Raw genomic sequence first — 22,201 nt, 5'->3', positions numbered from 1 at the left:
CTTTAAGCCGTCGTTTGGTGTTGTCCATTCGGGGTAGCCGGACTCCGCGAGTACCGGATTTCGCACTCACTGTCCGAAAGGTGGCGACATGGCAACGGGTGAAACGGGTTTCGACGACGTGACTTTCGATCTTATTTCCATTCAGTATCACTCGCTGAAGGCGGGGCACGATTACGGCCAGTACGTGCGCGACGCGAAGAACGCCGGCTTGGACGACGTCGCGTCCTTCTTCAGCGACGTGATGGCTCAGGACTCCGAGCGCGCGCGGCGATGCCACGAGTTCCTGGGTCAGCTGCAAGGAACGTCGACGGCCGGACCGGCGACAAATTAAGAATCCGGTAGCTGCCAGAGTTTTGCTCGGAGCTACTACAACCGCTCCGCCAGCGCCCGCGGGCAGGCGCCCGGCGGCCGAGCGGGGATTTGCGCAGCTAACGGCCAGGCCACCGGTCGGGAGCGACCGATTGCCGAGTCCCACATGGGTGTCGGCAAGGTCACATACTGGCAAAGCTCGGATGCGCCTGTCGTCGTACACTATTAGAGTTGCGTATCTTAGGGAAAGCTTATTATTCGTTAAGTACGAGAACAGGTAGCACGGAGCAAGGCTGTGAACACGGACCGTTTCGACGCCATCATCGTAGGTGCGGGTTTCGGCGGCATCGGCGCCGCTATTGCGCTCAAGCGCCTCGGGTTTGACAACTTCATCATCGTCGACCGCGAGGACGACTTGGGCGGCACTTGGCATGTCAACCACTACCCAGGCATCGCCGTCGACATCCCCTCCACCACGTATTCGTACTGGTTCGAACCCAAGCCGGACTGGTCACGGCTGTTCGCGCCGGGCGCCGAGGTCAAGCAATACGCCACGGACGTCGCCGACAAGTACGACGTGCGCCGCCACATGCGGTTCAACACGACCGTGGAAGGCGCCCAGTGGGACGAGGACGCGGAGGTTTGGCGAGTGGCGCTGGGCGGCGGCGAAACGCTGACGACCCGCTTCCTGATCACGGCTACCGGATTCCTGTCTCAGCCGCGCATGCCGGATATCCCGGGCGTCGCGAGCTTCGAAGGCAAGGTGGTCCACACCACCGCGTGGGACCACGACTACCGCTACGACGGGCGGCGCATCGCGGTCATCGGGACCGGCGCGTCCGCGGTGCAGGTCATTCCGGAGCTGGCCAAAGAGGCCGCCGAGCTGACCGTCTATCAGCGCACCGCGACCCACGTGATTCCCAAGTTCGATTTCCCGATCTCACCGTCGATGCGACGCCTGTTCGCGCGGGTGCCGGCAGCGCAGCGGGCCTTGCGGTGGGTGAGCGATGTCCTCCTCGAGATCATCATGGTCGTCATGGCGCTGCATTTTCGGCAGTCGCGGGGGCGGGGGAACATTTCCGCCTCCGACCTGGCCAAGATCAACCGATTCCGGTGGATCCGGGACAAGGAACTGCGCGCCAGGTTGACGCCGGACTACGACCTGGGCTGCAAGCGGCCGACCTTTTCCAACAGCTTCTACCGCGTTTTCAGCGCGCCGCACGTGCGTTTGGAGACCAACTCGATCGCGCGGATCGAGGCGGACGGCATCGTCACCGTCGACGGGCGTAAAACCGTCATCGACACCCTGGTGTTGGCGACCGGCTTTGACCTGTGGGAGGCCAACTTCCCGGCCATCGAGGTGGTTGGCCGCAAGGGGCGAAACCTGGGCAAGTGGTGGCGGGAGACCAGGTTCCAGGCCTACCAGGGCTTGTCCATGCCGTACTTCCCCAATTACTTGAGCCTGGCCAGCCCGTTCGCCTTCTCCGGACTGTCCTTCTTCCACACCATCGAATACCAGATGCGCCACATAGGCCGACTGCTCGGCGAGGTCAAGCGCCGCGGTGCGACGACCTTTGAGGTGACTGAAGAGGCCAACGACCGGTTCATGGAGCGGATGACCAAGCGGCTGGACAGCTCGGTGTTCTACTCCGGCAACTGCGCCACGTCGCGCTCGTACTACTTCAGCCCCAGCGGCGAGGCGTCGTTGCTGCGGCCGACGTCGACGCTGAACTCGGTGCGGGAAGCCGCGACGTTCCCGTTCAGCGACTACGTGATCGCCTAGCGCTCAATGGTGTGCGGATCCGGTCAACGGTTGTCCGTTGGCGGACTGCAACAGGCAGATGACGGTGCTCGGGGTCGGGGTGGCGCCGGTGCGGTCTTGATTCGAGTCGACGAGGTAGGTGATCGAAAACCGGCCGCCGTCAATGGGTTGCCCGGTGTACGGGGCGAAACCGGCGGCGCAATCGCGGTTGGCGACGGTGGCGATGGCGGCGTCGACGGCCATCGGAGCGCGCAGATACACCTCGGCTAAATGCGCTGTCGCACAATCGACTACGGTGACGTCGACGCGACTCCCGTCGGCCGGTGGCAGGTCGGCCACGCATTCACCGGCCTGCAGGTCGATCCACTTTTCGGTGTGCGAGCCCTGCTGCAATGGGGCGGCGGTGGCCATCGCGCAGGAACCCAACATGGCCACAGCGGTCAGGCCGCAGATCGTCTGAAGGCTTGAAACCCGCACCGTAGCCTCCCTTGCTCCGTCCCCTAGCGGTGGAGTTTAGGGGGTGTCGGTCAGCGCCGGGTCGGGTTTGTCCGACGACATCGACAGGAATCCGCGCAGGCAGCGCGCGGCCAGCCACCAGTTCGCCGGCTTCTTCATGTCCAGCCCGCCCAAAAGCTGCTTGATCATGGTCAGCGTGTCGAAGTAAATGCGTTCGCAGACAAGCGTTTCCGTGTCGTCGAAAACGAAGTACGCGCTCATGCGGACCCGGAACCGGCTGCCCGTGGGCGGGACCTTGCCCAGGTAACCGCGGTGCGTGCCCATCAGCCAGAATTCGACGATCACCGCGTCGGCGCTGTGGCGCAGCGCGATGATTTCGTGGTCCTGGTCGGGGAATGCGGTCCGCGTGTAGGCGTAATAGTCGCGCACCGCTTCATCGCCGTCGTGCACGAGCATCTGGGGGATCAGCTCGTAGCGCGGATGCGGGAAGGTCGACAAGACGTCATCCCAGGCTTGGCGGACCTCGTCGTGGAAGTGGTCGAGCACGAGTTTCTGGCGGGCGGCCAGCACCTCAGCAGCGGGAAACGCGGGAATGGTCACGTGGTCAGCGTAAGCCTGGAATCCGCTAGCGCATGCGCTAGCGGATTCGAGAAGGCGGTATGCCTTCGGACAGAGGCGAACTCGGTGTGCGACCGACTACCGCGGCGGAGTCCAGGCCACCGGCAGGGTTTTGATGCCGTGGATGAACTGAGACAGCAGCCGCGCGGGTTCGTCCGTCGCGACGATGTCGGGTATCTCGCGGCGCAATTCGTCGAAGACGACCCTGATCTCACGACGAGCCAGGTTGGCGCCCAGGCAGAAATGGGCACCGCCACCGCCGAAGCCGAAGTGCGGATTGGGGGTGCGCGCCACATCGAAAGCCCAGGGATCCTGGAAGGTCGACTCGTCGCGGTTGGCCGAGTTGTACCACAGCGTGGCCTTGTCGCCGGCCTTCATCTTGGTGCCGCTGAGCTTGAAGTCCCGGGTCAAGGTGCGCCGCATGTACACCACCGGGGAGGCCCACCGCACGATCTCCTCGACGGCGGTGGGGGTGAGGCGGTCGAAGTTGGACCACCACCTCTCCCGCTCGGCGGGATAGCGGGACAGGGCCAACACACCGTGGCTGATCGCATTGCGCGTCGTCTCGTTGCCGGCCACCACCAGCAGGATGAAGAACGACGCGATCTCCGTGGAGGACAGCCGTTCCCCGTCGACCTCGGCTTCCACCAGGCTGGTGGTCAGATCGTCGTGGTGGTTGGACCGCCGGTCCTCGGCCAGCGCGCTGGCATAGGCCCCGATGTCCATCGACACCTGAAGGAACTCGGCGAAATCCGTGGCCAGGTCCGGGTCGCCGAACCCGAGAATCACGTTGGTCCAATGGAATATGCGTTGATGGTCCTCTTCGGGGATGCCCATCATGTCGCAGATGACCTGCAGGGGCAGCGGACCGGCGAGCTCGCTGACCAGCTCGGCCTCCCCGTCGGGATGCTTGGCGATCAGCGATGCGACCAATCGGCGGGCCCGCTCGCGGACCGAGGCCTCGATGCGGGCCACCACTTTCGGGGTGAACGCGCGGCTGACGATCGAGCGCAGCCGCTGGTGTCGCGGATCGTCGAGCACGATCATCGAGCCGAAGTATTCGCTGATCTCCGGCGTGTTGTCGTTGATCGTGATGTTGGGGCTGGAGCTGAAGATGTCCGGGTGGCGGCTCGCGAAAAACACGTCGTCATGTTTGGTCAGCGCCCAATGGCCGTCGCCCGGTTCAAACCCCTCGTACTCGATCGCGGACCAGAACGAGATCGGCGCCTCGCGGCGCAGGGTGGCGAACGCGCCGTCGCGAAAGTCGTCGTCCAACTCCCAGAAGTCCAGCGACTCGAGGTGGATGTCTGCGAGCGGGATGTCGGGCGGGGGTGTCCCGTTAGTCCGCGGCGCCAGGCCTTTCCTGGGACCCGTCTTGAGGCTCACCTAGACCTCCTTCGTCGTGAAAAAGCGGAGTGCCGGGTCAGTGTGTGCAGACGGTTCGGGCGGGTGCGCCCACGGTTGCCGTCGCGGCGCTCACCACATTGCCGTCGAGCAAAATCTTGCAGGAGATGGGGCCCGGCCCCTGCGCGCTGACGGTGAACACTTGCCCGCCATAACCGGTGAACTCCGTCGACCAGGGCAGCGGCGCATTCACCTGATGCAGCTGCCCGTTGTCGGTTTGGTAGTAGATGAACTCGGCGACCGCGGGCCCGTTGATCTCGTAGCGGACTTGCGGCATCTGGGGTAGCGCGTGGGCCACGCCGCACGCATTGGCGAACCCGAAACCGACGGCCAACAGGACCGAAGGTCCGGCGAGGTGCTTCGTCATGAATTGCATCGTGTCACCACGAGCGACGGCACGGAAGCTCTTTCGCCCATGCCGGGCTAGATGCCGCCTGCGCGCGCGCTTAATGTGAAGCCGAGCGGGGGCTGGTGACCGGAAAGGTGGCGTCAAAGCATGGCGGAACACGGCTCAAAGCGTGTGGTGGTGTACGGAACCGGCTTCGTCGGCAAGATGGTGATCGCCGAGATCGTCAAGCATCCGTTGTTTGAGTTGGTGGGCGTCGGCGTGAGCAACCCCGACAAGGTCGGACGCGATGTCGGCGAGATCTGCGGGCTGCCCGAGCCGGTCGGCATCACCGCCACCGACGACGTCGACGCCCTGATCGCCCTGAAACCTGACGCGTTGGTGCACTACGGCCCGACGGCGATGCACGCCAAGGAGAACATCGGGCTGATCACCCGGTTCCTGCGGGCCGGCATCGACGTGTGCTCGACGGCGATGACCCCGTGGGTCTGGCCGACCATGCACCTCAACCCGCCGAACTGGATCCAGCCGATCACCGAGGCCTGCGAGCTGGGGGAGTCATCCTGCTTCACCACCGGCATCGACCCCGGATTCGCCAACGACCTCTTCCCGATGACGTTGATGGGGTTGTGCTCCGAGGTGCGCCGGGTCCGGGCTTCCGAACTGCTCGACTACACCAATTACGAAGGCGACTACGAAGTCGAGATGGGCATTGGCCGCGAGCCCGAATTCAGCCCGATGCTGGAAAACCGCGACGTCTTGATCTTCGCGTGGGGCGCCACCGTCCCGATGATCGCGCACGCCGCCGGCATCATGCTCGACGAGATCACCACCACCTGGGACAAATGGGTGACCCCGACGGAGCGCAACTCCGCCAGGGGCGTCATCAAAGCAGGGCACGTGGCCGCCGTCCGGTTCACCATCAACGGTGTCTACCAGGGCCAGACCCGCATTCAGCTCGAACACGTCAACCGGATCGGGCTGGACGCCGCCCCGGACTGGCCGACCGGTCACGACAACGACGTCTACCGCGTGGACATCGAGGGCACCCCGAGCATCTTCCAGGAGACAGCGTTCCGATTCACCGACGGCTCGGGCCGCGACGCGGCCGCGGCCGGATGCCTGGCGACCGGCCTTCGGGCGCTCAACGCCGTTCCGGCGGTCAACGACTTACGGCCGGGCTGGGTCACCCCGCTCGACCTTCCGCTCATCGCCGGAGCAGGCAGCATCCGGTGACCGGCGCACAGCGGGCACATAGCTGCCGCTGACACGCCATACAGCTTTTAGCGGCACAATAACGGCTAGCCGAATGCGAGTCGAAGCTGCGGATACGGGGATTTCAGATATGGCCGATGGAGTCGGGACCGCGCTGGGCTTATCGATAGGTGCCACCAACCTGGCGGCCGTGACCTCCGACAACGCCATCACCCGCAAGCCCGTTCTGACCCTGTATCCGGATCGTCCCGCCGAGATCGGCGTCCCCGCGGAGAACCCCAGACTGCAGGGGCCCGGCGTGGTGATCACCGGCTTCGTCAACCGCGTCGGCGACCCGCGCGGGGTCGTCGCGGTCGACGGCTCGGTGCACCGCAGCGAGGTATTGGTCGCCGACGGGCTGCGGGCCCTCGCCTACACCGCCACCGCCGGACGCGCCCTGCCCGACAACATCGCGGTCACCTATCCAGCCCACTGGGAGTCGCACGCAGTGGAGGCCCTCGGCGCCGCGCTGGGCGAAATCCCCGAATGGTCGCAACGCGCCCGCCCCCTCCTGCTGATCCCCGACGCCGCCGCGACGCTGCTGTCCGTGCGGGCCAACCCGGGCATCCCGCCGAACGGGACCGTGGCGGTCTGCGATATCGGCGGCAGCGGCACCAACATCACGTTGCTGCACACCGACGGTGACTACCATGCGTTGGCCCCGACCGTTCGGCACCGTGATTTCTCCGGCGACCTCATGGATCAGGCGCTGCTGAGCGTCGTCATCGCCAACATGCCGACCACCGGGGCGTTCCCGTCGGGCAGCGCGGCGATCGGCTCACTGAGCCGGCTGCGCAGCGCATGCCGGGCCGCCAAGGAACAGCTGTCCTCGAGCACGGCAGCCACGCTGAGCGACGGGCTGACCGGGACGCGCGGCGAAATGCGGCTCACCCGACACGAACTTGACGACGCCATCCGCCCGTCGCTGAGCAGGCTGATTGCGGCGCTGGACGATGCATTGGCGTGCAACGGAATCCGTGATCTCGTCGCGGTGGTCTCGACGGGCGGTGGGGCGAACCTGCCGACCGTCACCACCGCGCTGTCGCGGCATTTTCGGGTTCCGGTCGCTACGACGCCACGCCCTCAACTCACGGCCGCGGTCGGGGCCGCACTGCGGGTGGCCCAGGGTCCCGGTGACGCCGGTGCGACGCTCTCGGCACCCGCCGCACCCGCTGCCGCCACGGCTCGGGCGTCGGTGCGGCCGGATCCGCGCTCGGAAGCGCCCGCGACCGCGCAGGCGCCGCCGGCCGAACCGACCAACGCGGAGCTGGCACGGGCCTGGTCGGCCACGGGTCACAACTCGCGGGTCACCGCCGCCAGCGCGACCGGATATCCGATGCCCGACGCCGGAACGCCACCGACGCCGGCCGACGCCGCACCGGAGACCTCCAAGCGCAAGGGACTGTTTGCCCGCTGGCACCTGCTGCCGGCGGCGGCGCTCATCATCACCACCGCGGCCGTGCTGCTGGTGGGCACCGCCGTGGCAATCGGACTGAGCTCGCAGAACAAATCGGCGACCACACCGGCGCCGGCCTTGAGCACGACGCCGGCGGTCCCGCCATCGGCTCCCAACAGCGCAACTGCCGAGCCCGCCCCGCCGCCACCGGACGTTCCGGTGCCGTCGACCTCCGACACCACTCCGCCCGCCGACACCGAGACGCCGATGACCACCACGCCCCGGGCGACTCCTCAGGCGGCCCCACCGGCGGCGCCTGCGCGCCCGGCCGCTCCGCCTAGGGTGGCGGCCCCGCCGATTCCGCCCATTCCAGGCGTCAACGGACCCATCCCCGGGCTTGACCGGGTCAACCAAATCATTCAGGAGATCGAGGGCAACCTGGGTATCAGCGCGTTGGCTCCGATACCCGCTCGCTAGGACGTGAATCCGGAATCCGGGTTCAGCTCAACCCTTTTCGCCCTTGTTCTCCTCGGCGGCAGCCTCTTTGAGCTTCTCGTTGAGAGCCTTGTCCTTTTCGATCTGGTCCTGCAGGTCCTGTTCGTCACGCGCGCCATCGTCACGCTTGTCATCGTCACGCTCGTCATCGCCCGCGTCATCGCCCTTTGCCTGAGCCTTCGAGCCAGCGTCATCGCCCTTTGCCTGATCCTCCGAACCCGAGCCCTCCTCGGAGCCCTCGGGCTCCTCGTGCTTGGGATTGCCGTCCTCGTCGAGCCACTCGTTGACCGCGGTACCGGATACGCTTCCGCCGGTGCCGGGCAGCACGATCGTGGGCTTCTCCTTATAGGCCTCCATCATCTCGGCGGCCTTCTTTTTGGCATCCTCGCCCGGCTCTGGCTTCTCGGTCAGCCGCTGATCATCGTCTTGATCAGCCGATTTATCCTCGCCTTGATCAGCCGATTTATCGTCCTGCACGCTCATGCGTCTACCCCCTTGCAGTCGCAGGTTCGACGATTGCAAGGGGTTACCCGCTGCGCCGTTGTGCTGAAACTCTCATCAGCGGGATACGTCGCGCTTGACCAGCACGACCAAGGCCTGCGGGATCCGCATCGGCTCCGGTGCGCTCGACAGACGCTCGGTGAGCGCGCACTCCAGCTGCTCGAGGAATCGCGCGGCCCGCTCGTCGTGGATCCCGCCGTCGAGTGCAGCCAGCAGAGAGGGGAACAGCGCGAACCGCGCGAAGGCCGCCCACTGCGCGCCGAACGCCTCCGCGTCGTGATCCAACTGGTAACGAGCCCAGAATCGATCCTCGGCGTTGAACATCTCCAGGTGCTCGATCATCAGGCCTTCGAACCGCCCCTTCGGCGCAAACGGGGCACGAAAATCCTTCTCGGCACGGGCAAACGTCGGAATTGCCATGCGCCGCACCTCATCTGAGTGCAGTAGACCGTCGCGTACCTGATCACCCAGCGCCGCGACGATGGCATCGAGCAACGGGGCGAAGCCCGCCGTGTCGTCTTCGGCGCCCTCATCCGCGCCGAGCATCAACGCCACCAGCCGGCCCTCGGGAGCCAACTCCCGCCCGCGGAACGCGACGAAGTTATGCCAGTCCAGCGCGGCCTGGTCGGCATAGGCCGACTTCACCGCGTTGTCCCTGCTGCGCGAGACATGCACGTGATCGGGCACCTCGCAGGGTGTTCGGCTCAGCCACTGGGTTGCCCACGACGTCCAGCCCAGGTTGACCGTCTTGGACGGCACAATCTGGTCATAGAACGACCGGCCGACCGCCGAGGTGAATGTCGCCGTATCGGAGTGCAGGTAGCTTTCCGGGTCGTCGGCCACCGTCTCGAACAGCGCCGCGAAGTCGTTGCCCGGTACATCGGTGTGCGCCACCAGGATTGCGTGGTCGTGGCGGGTGCGCCGACGCAGCACCGCAATGGCCGCCGACAGCGGCCTGAGCGAATTGTGGCCGTTGGCGACGCCATAATCGGCGATGACGATCGGCTGCGGAGGCCTGGGCAGCGCCACCTGCTCGGCAGCCCGCTCGAACACCGCGATCGCCTGCGCCAAACCGGCGGCCCGCAACCGCGACGCCTCGGTGTAGGACGGCTCGGGCCGCACCACAATGCTCGATTCGGGCATCCGGGGTTCAGGCGGCATGGATCAAACGATAGTGGCCGAGCCGGTGATCAGTCCGCCTCGGACAATCAGTGGCCGCGGGCCACCCACTCTTCGTAGTGCACGATTTCGTCGCCGATGGTGGTGCTGTCGCCATGGCCGGTATGCACGACGGTGTCGCCGGGCAACGTACCGAGCCGACCGGAAATCGACTGCAGGATGGTCGGGAAATCCGAATAGGAGCGTCCGGTCGCGCCCGGGCCGCCGGAGAACAGGGTGTCCCCGCTGAACACCACCCCAAGTTCCGGGGCATACCAGCACACCGATCCGGGGGAGTGCCCCGGCGTGTGCAGCGCCAGCAGCTCGGTGCCCGCCACATCGAGTGTGTCGCCGTCGGCGATCATGCGGAAGTCCTTGTCCGGGTGCGTCATTCGCCACAACACGTCATCGCCTGGATGCAGCAACACCGGTGCGTCCAGGGCCGCGCCCAGTTCGGGAGCCACGGTGACGTGGTCGTTGTGGCCGTGGGTGCATACCACCGCGATCACATTGCGCTTACCCACCGCCTGCAAGATCGGCTCCGCGGCGTGCGCGGCGTCGAACACCACGACGTCGGAGTCGTCGCCGACGATCCAGATGTTGTTTTCGACTTCCCAACTGCCGCCGTCGAGTTCGAAGGTGCCGTGGGTGACCAATCGTTCGATGCCCGCCATCAGAGCACCACCACCGACCGCAGCACCTCGCCGCGATGCATCCTGTGGAACGCCTCTTCCACGTCTGTGAGCCCGATGCGCTCAGAGACGAACTGCTCCAGCGGAAGCCGCCCCTGCAGATACAGGTCGATCAACGTGGGGAAGTCACGTTCGGGCAGGCAATCGCCGTACCACGACGACTTCAACGACCCGCCGTGGCTGAAAAAGTCCACCAGGGGCATGTCCAGGTGCATGTCGGGGGTCGGAACACCAACCAGCACAACGGTTCCGGCGAGGTCGCGGGCGTAGAAGGCCTGCTTGTACGTTTCGGGCCGGCCCACGGCGTCGATCACCACGTTGGCGCCGAACCCGTCGGTCAGGTCCTGAATGGTCTTGACCACGTCCAGTTCGCGGGCATTGACGGTGTGCGTGGCGCCGAACTTGCGTGCCCAGTCCAGTTTGGTGTTGTCGGTGTCGACCGCGATGATCCGCCGGGCGCCGACCAACGCCGCACCGGCGATCGCGGCGTCCCCCACACCGCCACAACCGATTACCGCGACGGTGTCGTCGCGGGTGACCCCGCCCGTGTTGATCGCCGCACCCAGCCCGGCCATCACCCCGCAGCCCAGTAAGCCCGCGACCGCGGGGTCGGCCTCGGGATTGACCTTGGTGCATTGGCCGGCAGCCACCAGCGTCTTGTCGGCAAACGCCCCGATGCCCAGGGCGGGCGTGAGTTCGGTGCCGTCGGTCAGCGTCATTTTCTGTGTGGCGTTGAAGGTGTCGAAGCACAGATGCGGCCTGCCGCGCTTGCAGGCCCGGCATTGCCCGCACACCGCGCGCCAGTTCAGCACCACGAAGTCGCCCGGAGCAACGGCGGTCACGTCCGGGCCGACGGCCTCGACCCGGCCGGCGGCCTCGTGGCCGAGCAGGAAGGGATAGTCGTCGTTGATGCCGCCCTCGCGGTAGGTCAGGTCGGTGTGGCACACCCCGCAGGCGATGACGTCGACCAGAGCCTCCCCGGGCCCGGGATCCGGTACGACGATGTCCACCAGTTCGACGGGTTCGCCCTTCTTGCGTGAAATCACGCCGCGCACTGTCTGACTCATGGGCTACAACCTAGGCGTTCGCCGCCATACATCCCTCGCCGGGTTGTCCACCCATCCACCGTTGGCAACCGGCATGCCGATGACCGGGTGTAGCGTCCCTGGGCGTGACGGCTTTGGAAACCACCGAAGAATTCACCGAAAGAATCACCGCGGCGATCGACGGCGCCAGCCTGACGCTGTTGCTCAGCATCGGGCATCAGACCGGTCTGCTGGACACGATGGCGGGGCTGGCACCCGCCACCAGTGAGCAGATCGCCGAGGCCGCCGGACTCAACGAACGCTACGTGCGAGAGTGGCTGGCCGGCATGACGACCGGACGCGTCGTCGAATACGACCCCGACACCGCCAGCTACTCGTTGCCCGCGCAGCGCGCCGCCGTGCTGACCCGCGCGGCCGGACCGGACAATCTGGCCCTGGTGACCCTGCTCGTTCCGGTACTCGCCGAAGTCGAACAAAAAATCATCGGGTGCTTTCGCGCCGGCGGCGGGCTGCCATACAGCGAGTTCCCCCGCTTCCACGCGTTGATGGCCGAGCAGAGCGGCGTGGTGTACGACACCGCATTGGTCGACGTGGTGTTGCCGTTGGTGGACGGCCTCGTGGAGCGGCTGCACTCCGGAGCCGAGGTGGCGGATTTCGGCTGCGGCAGCGGACACGCCATCAATGTGATGGCACAAGCGTTTCCGGCCAGCCGCTTCACGGGCATCGACTTTTCCGAGCAGGCCATCGCCACCGGGATTCGGGAAGCCGCCGAGCGAGGTCTGTCCAATGCCGCCTTCGAAAGCCACAATCTTGCTGATTTGGACAAGGCGGACGCCTACGACGTCATCACCGTCTTCGACGCCATTCACGATCAGGCTCAGCCGGCGCGGGTTTTGGAGAACATCTACCGGGCGTTGCGGCCCGGCGGTGTGCTGCTGATGGCGGACATCAAGGCGTCGAGCCGGCTCGAGGAGAACGTCGGGGTTCCGATGAGCACCTACCTGTACACGACGTCGTTGATGCATTGCATGACCGTGTCGCTGGCACTGGACGGTGCCGGGCTGGGCACCGCCTGGGGAACGCAACTGGCCGTCTCGATGCTGGGCGATGCCGGGTTCGGTGACGTGCGCGTGGCCGAGATCGAGTCGGACCCGATCAACAACTACTACATCGCCAGGAAGTGATGGCGGCCCTCGACGCCCTGGACGGCTGGCCGGTCCAGGCTGCCGCCGCCGCGGTGGTTGGGCCTGGCGGCGTGCTGGCCAGTCACGGCGCCACCGAGCGGGTGTTCGAGCTGGCCTCGGTGACCAAGCCGCTGGCGGCCCGGGCGGTGCAGGTCGCCATCGAGGAAGGGGCGGTCGACCTCGACACGGCCGCCGGCCCGCCCGGCGCCACCATCCGCCACCTGCTGGCCCACACCTCGGGTCTGTCGATGCACTCCGACCGGGTGCTGGCCGCGCCCGGTGCCCGCCGCATCTACTCCAACCAGGGCTTCACCGTGCTGGGCCAGACCGTGCAGCGCGAGACCGGCATCGAGTTCGCGCGCTATCTCACCGAGGCGGTGTGCGAGCCCTTGGGCATGGCGGCGACCCACCTGGACGGTGGCGCGGTGGCCGCCGGGTTCGGGGCGAGGTCGACGGTGGCCGACTTGGCGGCATTCGCGGGGGACTTGCTGCGACCGGCGACCGTCTCGGAGGGCCTGCACGCCGAGGCGACGACGGTGCAGTTTCCCGGTCTGGACGGCGTTCTACCCGGTTACGGTGTGCAGCGGCCCAACGATTGGGGGCTGGGTTTTGAGCTCCGGGATGCGAAAATTCCGCACTGGACGGGCGCGCGGAATTCCGCGCGAACGTACGGCCATTTTGGCCAAGCGGGCGGCTTCATCTGGGCAGATCCCGAAAAAGAGCTGGCGCTGGTGGTCCTCACGGACCGCGAATTCGGGGAGTGGGCGCTACAGCCGTGGCCGGCGATTTCTGACGCCGTGATAGCCGATTACAGCTAGTCGGAAATGCACACTAGCGCAACATGGGTATCACAAGGCACAATAGACACGCAGGACACACAAATAATCGAAGATTTCAGCACGCTGCCCTGTTTTGTCGGGTCCGCAGGTCGTTGGGGAAGACGTCCCTGGTGGAACCGAAGGAGCAGGAAATGCGAGCGTCGAATCAATTCGCCGACGTGACGACTGGCGTGGTGTATGTGCACGCTTCGCCCGCGGCGGTTTGCCCGCATGTCGAGTGGGCGTTGTCGTCGTCTCTGGGCGCCAAGGCAAATCTGACCTGGACGCCCCAGCCGGCGATGCCCGGACAGCTGCGCGCGGTCACCAACTGGGTCGGGCCCGTGGGCACCGGCGCCAAACTGGCCAACGCGTTGCGGTCCTGGTCCGTGCTGCGGTTCGAGGTCACCGAGGACCCCAGCCCCGGCGTCGACGGCCATCGGTTCAGCCACACCCCGCAACTCGGCCTGTGGAGCGGGGCGATGAGCGCCAATGGCGACGTCATGGTCGGGGAGATGCGGCTGCGGTCGATGATGGCCCAGGGCGCCGACACCCTGGCCGCGGAATTGGACTCGGTGCTGGGCACGGCCTGGGACGAGGCGCTCGAGGCCTATCGCGACGGCGGCGACTGCGGCGAGGTGACCTGGCTGAGCCAGGGAGTCGGTTAGCCCGAGCGGCGGCTCGCACGCGCCGCCTCTCCGGAAGCAATAAGCGACTTTGGAATGCGCTAGCACATGCGCTATCGCATTCGAATCCCGCTACTTATCTTGAGACCGCCTTTATCGTTTGGGGCCGGGCGCAGAATCTGCAGGGCGCCCGGCACCACCGATATCTCGGCCGGTAGCGCGCAGGCGAAGTCACCGTCGGCGTAGACGTTGATACCCGGGCACTCGACGTGGATTGATTTGGCCCGCGCCGTGCTCACCTCGTCGAGGTTGACGTGGGTCCCTTTCATCACCGTGGGGAACAGGCGGACCAGTTTGGTGCGGGACGCCTCATGCACCATGGTGATGTCGAGCAGGCCGTCGGTGTAATCGGCGTCGGGACAGATCTGCAGCCCGCCGCCGTAACTGCGGGTGTTGCCGAAGGCGGCAAGCGTGATATCGGCGTCGATCACATTGGTGCCGTCGAGCACCATGCGGAAGGGTAAGAGCCGCAGCTGTGACAATTCGGCGAGCATCGCGACGTAATAGCGCAGCCGCCCATGCGGCCAGCTCATCCGGTTGGCGCGATCGGTGACCAGCGAGTCGAAGCCGGTGGCCGCCACGGTGCCGAACCACTTATCATTCCCGTTGCTGTCCCTGATCAGGCCCAGGTCAATGGATTGCGTGCAGCCGTCGATGACGATGTCCGCGGCGGCCTCCGCGTCCTTGGTGGGGATGCCGAATTCGCGCGCGTGGTCGTTGCCGGTACCGGCCGGAATCACTCCCAGCGGAATGTCGGTGCCGGCCATCACCTGCAGGGCATTGGAGACGACGCCGTCGCCTCCGGTCACCATGACAGCGTCGGTGCCCTTTTCCATAGCCGCGCCGACCAGATGTCGCGCGTCTTGCGCGTCATCGCCGATGATTTCGACAACCTCCACACCCCGGCGGTGCAGGCGGGCGATCGCGAGCCGGGCGGCATGTACCGCGGCGCCGTGCCCCGACACCGGGTTGGTCAGCGCGATCACCTTGCCGATTTCTCGGCGGCGCAGCTCGGCTGTCACGGAATCAGCTTGCCGGGATTGAGAATTCCGGCCGGATCCAATGTCGTCTTGACCGCGCGTAACACCTGCACTCCCAGCTCGCCTATCTCGTCGCGCATCCACGGCCGGTGGTCGACGCCGACCGCATGGTGGTGGGTGATGGTCCCGCCGGTGGCCATGATGGCATCCGACGCTGCCGTTTTGGCGGCTTTCCATTGCTCGATCGGATTGCCCCGTTGGCCGGCGACGACGGTGAAGTACAACGATGCGCCGGTGGGGTAGACGTGCGAGATGTGGCACATCACCAGAGCCGGCGTGCCGGTTGCGGCGAGCGCCTCGGTAAGGGCTTGGGTGACAGCGGCTTTCAGTGCGTGAATGTTCGACCAGTCGGTGGCGGTCTCCAGCGTTTCGCACAGCGCGCCGGCCGCGAGCAGCGAATCGCGCAGGTACGGTGCGCCGAAGCGGCCGCGTTCCCAGGCCTGCGCCGGACCTTCGCCCAGCGAGGTTCCGCCTTGGGCCGCCAGCAGTGCGCTGGTTTCGGCGTGCCGGTGATCGACGTGTTCCTTGGTGCCTTCGAACATGGTGACAGCCAGACATCCGCCGGTGATCTGGGATTCGCCTATCGCCTCGGTGGTGGCCAGGTTGACCCCGGTCTCGGCCTCGTCGGAAAGCCGAATGACGGTGGGGCCGGTCGCATTTTGGGCGACGACGCGCAGAGCCGCGGCCCCGGTCTCGAAATCGGGGAACGACCACGCCTGGTAGCGGACGGCTTCCGGCGCGCGGTGCACGCGCAGCCGCACCTGGGTGATGACGCCCAGGGTGCCCTCCGAGCCGATCAACAGCTGACGCAGGTCGGGGCCCGCGGCGGATTCCGGTGCGCGACCCAGATCCATGGTGCCCACCGGAGTGACCACGCGTAGCCCCCGCACCATGTCGTTGAACCGGCCGTAGCCCGCCGAGTCCTGCCCGGAGGAGCGGGTCGCGGCGTAACCGCCGATGGTGGCGTACTCAAAGCTCTGCGGAAAATGGCCGAGCGAAAAGCCTTGTGCGCCAAGGAGGTGTTCGGCGTCCGGTCCGGTGACCCCCGCCCCGAAGACGGCCTGGCCGGACACGTCGTCCAGCGAGATCAGTTGATCGAAACGGCGTAGATCAAGCGAGACGACGGCGGAGAACTCCGCACGGTCGGGATCGAGCCCACCGACCACGCTGGTGCCCCCGCCGAAGGGGACGACGGCGATGCGATGTTCTGAGCAGTAGCGCAGGACGGCCGCGACGGCGTCGTCATCGCCGGGCAGCAACACGACGTCGGGCGCATCCTGGGGACCGCGCTGCGTGCGGTTGAGCAAGTCGATGGTGGATTTGCCGCCCGCGTGCAGCAACCGATCGGTGTCGGCGGTGCGGCAGTACTCGGCGCCGACGATGACGGCCAGTGCCTCCCGCTCGGACTGTGACAACTTCGACGGACGCAGCTTCACCTGGTCGGATTGCAGCTCACCCGTGCGGGACCCCTCGACGCCCACGGCCTGCTGCAGCAACGACCGGATCCCCTCCGAGAGCGGCTTGGCCGCGGCGGGATCGCCCCACGCGTTCCATTTCATCGGCGGCAGAAGCCCCTGGGGATGCGTCATGCGTTACAGTATTACATATGTTGTCAATCCGTAACACGGAATTGGATACGGGAGAACGCATCCTCGCGGCCGCGGCCAGCTGTGTGGTGGATTTCGGCGTGGACCGGGTGACCCTGGCCGAGATCGCCCGACGCGCGAGGGTCAGCAGGCCTACGGTGTACCGGCGGTGGCCGGACACCCAGTCGATCGTGGCGGCGCTGCTGACCCAGCACATCACCGAAGTGATGCGCGACGCACCCTTGTTCGGACAGGATCGCGAATCGCTTGTGCACCAGATAGTTACGGTGGCCAACCTGTTGCGCGCGGACCGACTGGTGATGTCGGTGCTGCACTCGGATCTCGCGTCGACCTACATCACCGAACGCCTGGGGACCAGCCAGCGCATGTTGATCGACGCCCTCGCTGCCCGGCTGCGGGCGGCTCAGCGGCACGGCAGCGTCCGGCTCGGCGACCCGGTCCAGATGGCGACCATGGTGCTACTGATCGCCCAGTCGACCATCCAGTCGGCGCGGATCGTCGAACCGATGCTCGACGCCGACGCGCTGGCCACCGAACTGGCCTACTCGCTGAACGGATATCTGTCGTGATACCTGACCCGACCGCCCTGAACGCCGCGCGCCGCGCCGCCGACCTGACGGCACTCGCCGACGGTGAGCCAGTGGACGTCGTGGTGATCGGCGGCGGTATCACCGGTGCCGGCATCGCGTTGGATGCCGCGGCGCGTGGGTTGCAGGTGGCACTGGTGGAGAAACACGATTTGGCCTTCGGCACCAGCCGTTGGAGTTCCAAACTCGTCCACGGCGGGCTGCGCTACCTGGCGACCGGCAACGTGGGCATCGCCCGGCGCAGCGCCATCGAGCGCGGAATCTTGATGACGCGCAACGCCCCTCACCTGGTTCATGCGATGCCGCAGGTGGTGCCGCTGCTGCCGTCGATGAGTCCGGCCACGCGCGTCCTGGTACGCGGTGGGTTCCTGGCCGGTGACGCGTTACGGTTCCTCGCCGGTACCCCGGCGTCGACACTGCCCCGCTCGCGGCGGATTTCGGTGCAGCGCGTCGTGGAGATGGCACCCACCGTGCGACGTGACGGCTTGGACGGGGGTTTCCTGGCCTACGACGGCCAATTGATCGACGACGCCCGACTGGTCACCGCGGCCGCACGCACCGCCGCGCAGCACGGCGCCCGAATCCTGACCCATGTGTCGGCGTCGCAGGCAACCGGCACCTCGGTGCGGCTGACCGACATGCGCGGCGGGGAGTCGTTCGACCTTCCGGCCGCAGCGGTCATCAACGCGGCCGGGGTGTGGGCGGGCGAGATCGACGGCTCGTTGCGGTTGCGGCCCAGTCGCGGTACGCATCTGGTCTTCGACGCCCAGACGTTCGGCAATCCGACTGCGGCGCTGACGATTCCGATTCCCGGTGAGCTCAACCGCTTCGTCTTCGCCATGCCCGAACAACTGGGCCGGGTTTATCTGGGGCTCACCGACGAAGCGGCTCCCGGTCCCATTCCTGATGTGCCCGAACCGTCGGTGGAAGAGATCACCTTCCTGCTCGACACGGTGAACACCGCGTTGGGGACCGGGCTCACCGCCACCGACGTGATCGGCGCCTACGCCGGGCTGCGGCCGCTGATCGACACCGGCGAGGGTCGCACCGCCGACGTCTCGCGCGAGCACGCCGTCGTGGAATCGGCGTCCGGGGTGATCAGCGTGATCGGCGGCAAGCTGACCGAATACCGTTACATGGCACAGGACGTGCTGGATCGTGCCGTCCGGGCACGGCGGCTGCGCGCCGCGAAATGCCGGACCCGCAATCTGCCCCTGATCGGAGCGCCGGCCAATCCCGGGGTGATCGCGGCGCCGGACGCCGGTCTGCCGGTGTCACTGGTGCAGCGCTACGGCGCCGAGGCGCCCAAGGTGGTCACTACCGCGGCCTGCGAGCGACCGACCCAGCCGGTCGTGGAGGGGATCGACGTCAGCAGAGCGGAATTCGAATACGCGATAACCCATGAGGGCGCGCTGGATGTCTCCGACATCGTGGATCGGCGGACCCGGATCGGGTTGGTGGCCCGCGATCGGGAGCGGGTCGTTGCAGTGGCCGAGGAGTTCCTGGCGCGCTTTGGCTAGGGCGCCCGCCCGATGTCTTCGTGCCACCGCCCGGGGCGTGCTTTGTCGAGCGTGACGCCTTGACGGTATTGAGAGTTAGTGTTTAATGACAGGGACTGTCAGTTTATGAGATGGTGGCGGGAGGAGACGAGATGACGATCCGTGTCCCGGTACTAATCGTCGGGGCCGGCGTCGGCGGTCTTGCCATGTCGGCGCTGCTGGCCCAACACGGCGTCCGTTCGCTCCTGGTCGAGAAGCGACGGGAATTCTTCCTGTACCCGAAGGCTCGCAACCTGAGTTTCCGCAGCTCGGAAATCCTGCGCGGCCTTGGTCTTCGGGACGAGGTGCGGGCGGTCGCCGAGCACGTCTCGGCTCTGGTGGTCAGGCCCACGCTCAACAGCGCCGTGCAAGAGCCGGCGCTCGACGTAGACGCGATCTTCGCCGGCCTGGCCGGGCTCAGCCCCGAGCCGGCGGCACAGTACTGCCCGCAGAGCCGGCTCGAGCCGATCCTGCGTGACGCGGCGCGGCGAGGCGGCAACGAGGTGCGCTACGGCACGGAATTGTCCTCGTTCGAGATGGACGAAACCGGCGTCACCGCGGTGGTGTACAACGCGGACTCGGGGGAGTCGGACACCGTCCGCGCCGACTATCTCGTCGGCGCCGACGGCGTGCACAGCCCGATCCGTAAATCGCTGGGCGTCAGCGCATCCGGTTACGGCGCACTGCCGATCTATGTCGTCTTCGTCTACTTCCGGGCGCCATGGCGACGCTTTATCCCGGAGTTGCACGACGGCGATGGTGTGCAGGTCAAAAACGACGACGTGGACGGCATCTTTCTGCTCGCCGAGGGCGATCTCGGCATGTTCATCACCACCTACTTTCCCGGCGCAGGCGAGACGGCCGAACAATTCACCCCGCAGCGCTGCCGCGATCTGCTCACCAAGGCGATCGGTGAGCAGATCGACATCGACATCATCGAGGTTGCGGCGTGGCAACCCTACGAGCGGGTTGCCGACCAATTCGATTGTGGGCGAGCATTTCTCGTCGGCGATTCGGCGCACACCATGCCGCCGTTCAAGGCCGGGGGAGCCAACACCGCCATCCAGAGCGCGCACAACCTGGCCTGGAAACTCGCCGCCGTCCTGCAGGGCACGGCCACGCCGGACTTACTTTCGACCTACCACGCCGAGAGGCATCCGGTGGGCCGATTCGCCGCGCGCCAGTCGCTCACCGGGCCGACGGTATCCCTGTTGCGGACGGGTGGTGACGCTCCGCAGCTGCCCGCCGGCGAAGAGTGCTCGATGTTCGCCCTGCTCATCGGATACCGATACAGCTCGGCGGCGATCGTGACACGTGACGCGGGAGGGGGCGGCCTGGTCGATGAATTGCGCGCCCAACCCGGTACCCGGGTGCCCCACGTCTGGGTGCGTGCGGGCGTCTCGACACTCGACCTGCTGGGACCCCGGTTCACCGTGCTGTCCGGCGATGAGAGGTGGTGTGCGGCAGCTGCTTCGGCGTCGCTGGCGACGCATCGCTTCTACAGCGACGAGTGGGCGGCGGTCACCGGCCTCGCGCCGCACGGGGCCCTGCTGGTCCGACCCGACGATTTCGTCGGATGGCGTGCCGAGGAACTATCCGCTGACCCCGAAGGGGAACTGCGACAAGCGCTTTCGGTGATCCTGGGTCGCGGCGTGGGTTGACCACGCGACAAGCTTGTGGCCGGCGCCGCGACTTACAGCGGAATGTTCTTGTGGCGGCCGCGGCGCGCCGGCGCCTGGGCCAGCGCCTCGGTGAGCTTGCTGCGGGTGTGCGACGGGTCGATCTTCTCGTCGACGACGCCGATCTCGATGGCGCTGTCCACGCCGCCCGCGATCCGCTCGTGCTCGGCCGCCAACTGGTCGTGCAGCGCTTCGCGCTCGTGGTCCGGCGCGGCGGCCAGCTTCTTCTTGTGCAGAATGCCGACGGCGGCCTTGGCGCCCATCACCGCCACCTCGGCGTCCGGCCACGCGTACACCTTGGTCGCGTTCAGCGACCGGGAGTTCATCGCGATGTAGGCCCCGCCGTAAGTCTTTCGGGTGACGAGCGTGACACGCGGAACCGTGCATTCGCCGAACGCGTGCAGCAGCTTGGCGCCGCGGCGCACCACACCGCCCCACTCCTGGTCGACGCCGGGCAGGTAGCCGGGCACGTCGACGATCACCACCAGCGGAATGCCAAAGGCGTCGCACAGGCGTACGAAACGTGCCGCCTTCTCGGCGCTTTCGGAGTTCAGGCAACCACCCAGGCGCAACGGGTTGTTGGCCAGCACGCCGACCGTGCGGCCGGAAAGCCGGCCCAGACCGATCACCATCGACGGCGCCCAGTTGGCCTGGAACTCGTCGAACGGCGTCTCGTCATCGAGGATCGCGGTCACGATCGGGCGCACGTCGTAGGCCCGCCGCGCCGACTCGGGCAGCAGCGCGTGGATGTCGGTGTCACCGGCCTCGGCCTTGTCGCGGTCGAAATGCCCTTGTTGGCAGAACAACCCGACCAACCGGCGACCACGCTCGTAGGCGTCGAGCTCGTCGTCGGCGACGATGTGGCACACCCCGGACTTCTTGTGGTGCGTTTCCGGACCACCGAGCGAGCACATGTCGACGTCCTCACCGGTGACGCTGCGCACCACGTCGGGCCCGGTGACGAACACCCGGCTGTCCGGGGCCATCACGATGACGTCGGTCAGGGCCGGTCCGTAGGCGGCGCCGCCCGCCGCAAAGCCGACGACCACCGAGATCTGCGGGATGTAGCCGGACGCCCGGATCATGGCCTCGAAGACCAAACCCACGGCGTGGAGCGCCTTCACCCCCTCCGCCAGCCGGGCTCCGCCGGAGTGCCAGATACCCACGATCGGGCTCTGCTCCTCGATGGCGGTGTCATAGGCGTTGACGATGTGCGTGCAGCCTTCGATGCCCATGGCACCGCCCATCACGGTGCCGTCGGTGCAGAACGCGATGGTGCGCACACCGTTCACGGTCCCCGCGGCGGCAAGCACGCCTGAGCGGTCACGCTCGTGCAGCAACTCGACACTGTCGTCATCGAAGAAGTTGCTCAAGCGCAACAGCGGGTCGCGAGGGTCGAGCGACTCGCCAACCGTCTCGGGGGCCGTGATAGTCATCCCAGGTCTCCTGATATTCCGGTGCTGCTCGGTTTAGTACCGCCCGAAGGCGATGGACACGTTGTGCCCACCGAAGCCGAACGAGTTGTTGATCGCGTACTCGTAGTTGCCCGGACGGGGTTTGCCGGCCACCACGTCCAGGTCGATTTCGGGGTCGAGGTTTTCCAGATTGAGGGTGGGCGGAACCACCTG

General features: G+C 66.6%; 21 protein-coding genes and 1 pseudogene. 10 read left to right on the top strand and 12 right to left on the bottom strand.

Translation table 11 applies throughout. The annotated features are described in order from the left end of the window. Positions 1 to 88 precede the first annotated feature (88 nt). Both A5782_RS04620 and A5782_RS04615 read left to right on the top strand, forming a co-directional pair. The gene (locus A5782_RS04620; RefSeq protein ID WP_067095794.1) at positions 89 to 331 is read left to right on the top strand and encodes an acyl carrier protein; all 243 of its coding nucleotides are present in this window, start codon (positions 89 to 91) and stop codon (positions 329 to 331) included. Positions 332 to 604: 273 nt separating this feature from the next. After that, the gene (locus A5782_RS04615; protein ID WP_067095793.1) at positions 605 to 2,092 is read left to right on the top strand and encodes an NAD(P)/FAD-dependent oxidoreductase; all 1,488 of its coding nucleotides are present in this window, start codon (positions 605 to 607) and stop codon (positions 2,090 to 2,092) included. Positions 2,093 to 2,095: 3 nt separating this feature from the next. Here the strand turns inward: A5782_RS04615 and A5782_RS04610 are convergent, their stop codons facing one another. From A5782_RS04610 to A5782_RS04595, 4 genes are all read right to left on the bottom strand, one after another. After that, positions 2,096 to 2,548 (bottom strand): hypothetical protein, encoded by a 453-nt coding sequence (locus A5782_RS04610; protein WP_197694103.1) that lies wholly within the window; start codon positions 2,546 to 2,548, stop codon positions 2,096 to 2,098. Between the two features lie 36 nt (positions 2,549 to 2,584). Further along, on the bottom strand, positions 2,585 to 3,127 hold the full coding sequence (locus tag A5782_RS04605; RefSeq protein ID WP_067095791.1) for an ester cyclase: 543 nt from the start codon (positions 3,125 to 3,127) through the stop codon (positions 2,585 to 2,587). Positions 3,128 to 3,223: 96 nt separating this feature from the next. Beyond that, a complete protein-coding gene (locus A5782_RS04600; RefSeq protein WP_067095788.1) occupies positions 3,224 to 4,531 on the bottom strand; it encodes a cytochrome P450 in 1,308 nt (435 codons plus the stop codon). A gap of 37 nt (positions 4,532 to 4,568) precedes the next feature. Further along, positions 4,569 to 4,916 (bottom strand): MmpS family transport accessory protein, encoded by a 348-nt coding sequence (locus tag A5782_RS04595; RefSeq protein ID WP_197694102.1) that lies wholly within the window; start codon positions 4,914 to 4,916, stop codon positions 4,569 to 4,571. Between the two features lie 129 nt (positions 4,917 to 5,045). Between A5782_RS04595 and A5782_RS04590 the strand changes: the two genes are divergently transcribed. Further along, positions 5,046 to 6,131 carry a dihydrodipicolinate reductase gene (locus A5782_RS04590; RefSeq protein ID WP_067095783.1) on the top strand — a complete coding sequence of 362 codons (1,086 nt, stop codon included), beginning with the start codon at positions 5,046 to 5,048 and terminating at the stop codon, positions 6,129 to 6,131. A 109-nt stretch (positions 6,132 to 6,240) separates the two neighbouring features. Next, a complete protein-coding gene (locus A5782_RS04585) occupies positions 6,241 to 8,022 on the top strand; it encodes an Hsp70 family protein (RefSeq protein WP_067095782.1) in 1,782 nt (593 codons plus the stop codon). Between the two features lie 27 nt (positions 8,023 to 8,049). On the opposite strand, the gene A5782_RS04580 is transcribed toward A5782_RS04585, so the two are convergent. From A5782_RS04580 to A5782_RS04565, 4 genes are all read right to left on the bottom strand, one after another. Next, positions 8,050 to 8,523, bottom strand: a complete 474-nt coding sequence (locus A5782_RS04580) for a hypothetical protein (RefSeq protein ID WP_067095779.1) — start codon at positions 8,521 to 8,523, stop codon at positions 8,050 to 8,052. A 75-nt stretch (positions 8,524 to 8,598) separates the two neighbouring features. Continuing rightward, positions 8,599 to 9,702 (bottom strand): SAM-dependent methyltransferase, encoded by a 1,104-nt coding sequence (locus A5782_RS04575; protein ID WP_067095777.1) that lies wholly within the window; start codon positions 9,700 to 9,702, stop codon positions 8,599 to 8,601. A gap of 47 nt (positions 9,703 to 9,749) precedes the next feature. After that, on the bottom strand, positions 9,750 to 10,373 hold the full coding sequence (locus tag A5782_RS04570) for an MBL fold metallo-hydrolase (RefSeq protein WP_067095775.1): 624 nt from the start codon (positions 10,371 to 10,373) through the stop codon (positions 9,750 to 9,752). After that, positions 10,373 to 11,458: an S-(hydroxymethyl)mycothiol dehydrogenase gene (locus A5782_RS04565; protein WP_067095773.1), complete on the bottom strand. Its 1,086-nt coding sequence runs from the start codon at positions 11,456 to 11,458 to the stop codon at positions 10,373 to 10,375. Before A5782_RS04565 ends, A5782_RS04570 begins: the two co-directional genes overlap by 1 nt. Positions 11,459 to 11,562: 104 nt before the next feature. Here A5782_RS04565 and A5782_RS04560 point away from each other — a divergent pair, with 104 nt between their 5' ends. The 3 genes from A5782_RS04560 to A5782_RS04550 all read left to right on the top strand — a co-directional run bounded on the left by A5782_RS04560 (position 11,563) and on the right by A5782_RS04550 (position 14,104). Further along, on the top strand, positions 11,563 to 12,621 hold the full coding sequence (locus A5782_RS04560) for a class I SAM-dependent methyltransferase (protein WP_067095770.1): 1,059 nt from the start codon (positions 11,563 to 11,565) through the stop codon (positions 12,619 to 12,621). Next, a complete protein-coding gene (locus A5782_RS04555; RefSeq protein WP_067095767.1) occupies positions 12,621 to 13,439 on the top strand; it encodes a serine hydrolase in 819 nt (272 codons plus the stop codon). Before A5782_RS04560 ends, A5782_RS04555 begins: the two co-directional genes overlap by 1 nt. Positions 13,440 to 13,591: 152 nt before the next feature. Beyond that, positions 13,592 to 14,104: a DUF3145 domain-containing protein gene (locus tag A5782_RS04550; RefSeq protein ID WP_067095893.1), complete on the top strand. Its 513-nt coding sequence runs from the start codon at positions 13,592 to 13,594 to the stop codon at positions 14,102 to 14,104. 71 nt (positions 14,105 to 14,175) lie between these two features. On the opposite strand, the gene A5782_RS04545 is transcribed toward A5782_RS04550, so the two are convergent. After that, positions 14,176 to 15,144: a diacylglycerol kinase gene (locus tag A5782_RS04545; protein WP_067095763.1), complete on the bottom strand. Its 969-nt coding sequence runs from the start codon at positions 15,142 to 15,144 to the stop codon at positions 14,176 to 14,178. Beyond that, entirely contained in the window at positions 15,141 to 16,721 is a 1,581-nt protein-coding gene (locus tag A5782_RS04540; protein WP_369815584.1) for an FAD-binding oxidoreductase, read from the bottom strand. Before A5782_RS04540 ends, A5782_RS04545 begins: the two co-directional genes overlap by 4 nt. Positions 16,722 to 16,768: 47 nt before the next feature. Between A5782_RS04540 and A5782_RS04535 the strand changes: the two genes are divergently transcribed. From A5782_RS04535 to A5782_RS04525, 3 genes are all read left to right on the top strand, one after another. Next, positions 16,769 to 17,338 (top strand): TetR/AcrR family transcriptional regulator, encoded by a 570-nt coding sequence (locus tag A5782_RS04535; RefSeq protein WP_067095757.1) that lies wholly within the window; start codon positions 16,769 to 16,771, stop codon positions 17,336 to 17,338. Then, on the top strand, positions 17,335 to 18,876 hold the full coding sequence (locus tag A5782_RS04530; protein WP_067095753.1) for a glycerol-3-phosphate dehydrogenase/oxidase: 1,542 nt from the start codon (positions 17,335 to 17,337) through the stop codon (positions 18,874 to 18,876). Before A5782_RS04535 ends, A5782_RS04530 begins: the two co-directional genes overlap by 4 nt. Positions 18,877 to 19,007: 131 nt before the next feature. Next, positions 19,008 to 20,555 (top strand): FAD-dependent monooxygenase, encoded by a 1,548-nt coding sequence (locus tag A5782_RS04525; protein ID WP_067095892.1) that lies wholly within the window; start codon positions 19,008 to 19,010, stop codon positions 20,553 to 20,555. Between the two features lie 32 nt (positions 20,556 to 20,587). Here the strand turns inward: A5782_RS04525 and A5782_RS04520 are convergent, their stop codons facing one another. Together A5782_RS04520 and A5782_RS25180 are read right to left on the bottom strand one after the other, a co-directional pair. Then, positions 20,588 to 22,009, bottom strand: coding sequence for an acyl-CoA carboxylase subunit beta (locus tag A5782_RS04520; RefSeq protein WP_067095750.1), 1,422 nt, complete (start codon positions 22,007 to 22,009; stop codon positions 20,588 to 20,590). Between the two features lie 33 nt (positions 22,010 to 22,042). After that, a pseudogene (locus tag A5782_RS25180) lies at positions 22,043 to 22,201 on the bottom strand (beta-ketoacyl-ACP synthase); the annotation flags it as partial.

The sequence above is a fragment of the Mycobacterium sp. 852002-40037_SCH5390672 genome (assembly GCF_001665875.1).
In the GTDB taxonomy this organism is placed as follows: domain Bacteria; phylum Actinomycetota; class Actinomycetes; order Mycobacteriales; family Mycobacteriaceae; genus Mycobacterium.
Note: the sequence above shows the minus strand (reverse complement) of the source record. Positions and strands in the feature narration are given on the sequence as shown.

What these genes read in the sequence shown, in the direction of transcription:
- A5782_RS04620 (WP_067095794.1), top strand. Translation starts at nt 89, where the DNA reads ATGGCAACGGGTGAAACGGGTTTCGACGACGTGACTTTCGATCTTATT.
- A5782_RS04595 (WP_197694102.1), bottom strand. Translation starts at nt 4,916, where the DNA reads ATGACGAAGCACCTCGCCGGACCTTCGGTCCTGTTGGCCGTCGGTTTC.
- A5782_RS04590 (WP_067095783.1), top strand. Translation starts at nt 5,046, where the DNA reads ATGGCGGAACACGGCTCAAAGCGTGTGGTGGTGTACGGAACCGGCTTC.
- A5782_RS04585 (WP_067095782.1), top strand. Translation starts at nt 6,241, where the DNA reads ATGGCCGATGGAGTCGGGACCGCGCTGGGCTTATCGATAGGTGCCACC.
- A5782_RS04580 (WP_067095779.1), bottom strand. Translation starts at nt 8,523, where the DNA reads ATGAGCGTGCAGGACGATAAATCGGCTGATCAAGGCGAGGATAAATCG.
- A5782_RS04575 (WP_067095777.1), bottom strand. Translation starts at nt 9,702, where the DNA reads ATGCCGCCTGAACCCCGGATGCCCGAATCGAGCATTGTGGTGCGGCCC.
- A5782_RS04570 (WP_067095775.1), bottom strand. Translation starts at nt 10,373, where the DNA reads ATGGCGGGCATCGAACGATTGGTCACCCACGGCACCTTCGAACTCGAC.
- A5782_RS04565 (WP_067095773.1), bottom strand. Translation starts at nt 11,458, where the DNA reads ATGAGTCAGACAGTGCGCGGCGTGATTTCACGCAAGAAGGGCGAACCC.
- A5782_RS04555 (WP_067095767.1), top strand. Translation starts at nt 12,621, where the DNA reads ATGGCGGCCCTCGACGCCCTGGACGGCTGGCCGGTCCAGGCTGCCGCC.
- A5782_RS04550 (WP_067095893.1), top strand. Translation starts at nt 13,592, where the DNA reads ATGCGAGCGTCGAATCAATTCGCCGACGTGACGACTGGCGTGGTGTAT.
- A5782_RS04540 (WP_369815584.1), bottom strand. Translation starts at nt 16,721, where the DNA reads ATGAAATGGAACGCGTGGGGCGATCCCGCCGCGGCCAAGCCGCTCTCG.
- A5782_RS04535 (WP_067095757.1), top strand. Translation starts at nt 16,769, where the DNA reads ATGTTGTCAATCCGTAACACGGAATTGGATACGGGAGAACGCATCCTC.
- A5782_RS04525 (WP_067095892.1), top strand. Translation starts at nt 19,008, where the DNA reads ATGACGATCCGTGTCCCGGTACTAATCGTCGGGGCCGGCGTCGGCGGT.
- A5782_RS04520 (WP_067095750.1), bottom strand. Translation starts at nt 22,009, where the DNA reads ATGACTATCACGGCCCCCGAGACGGTTGGCGAGTCGCTCGACCCTCGC.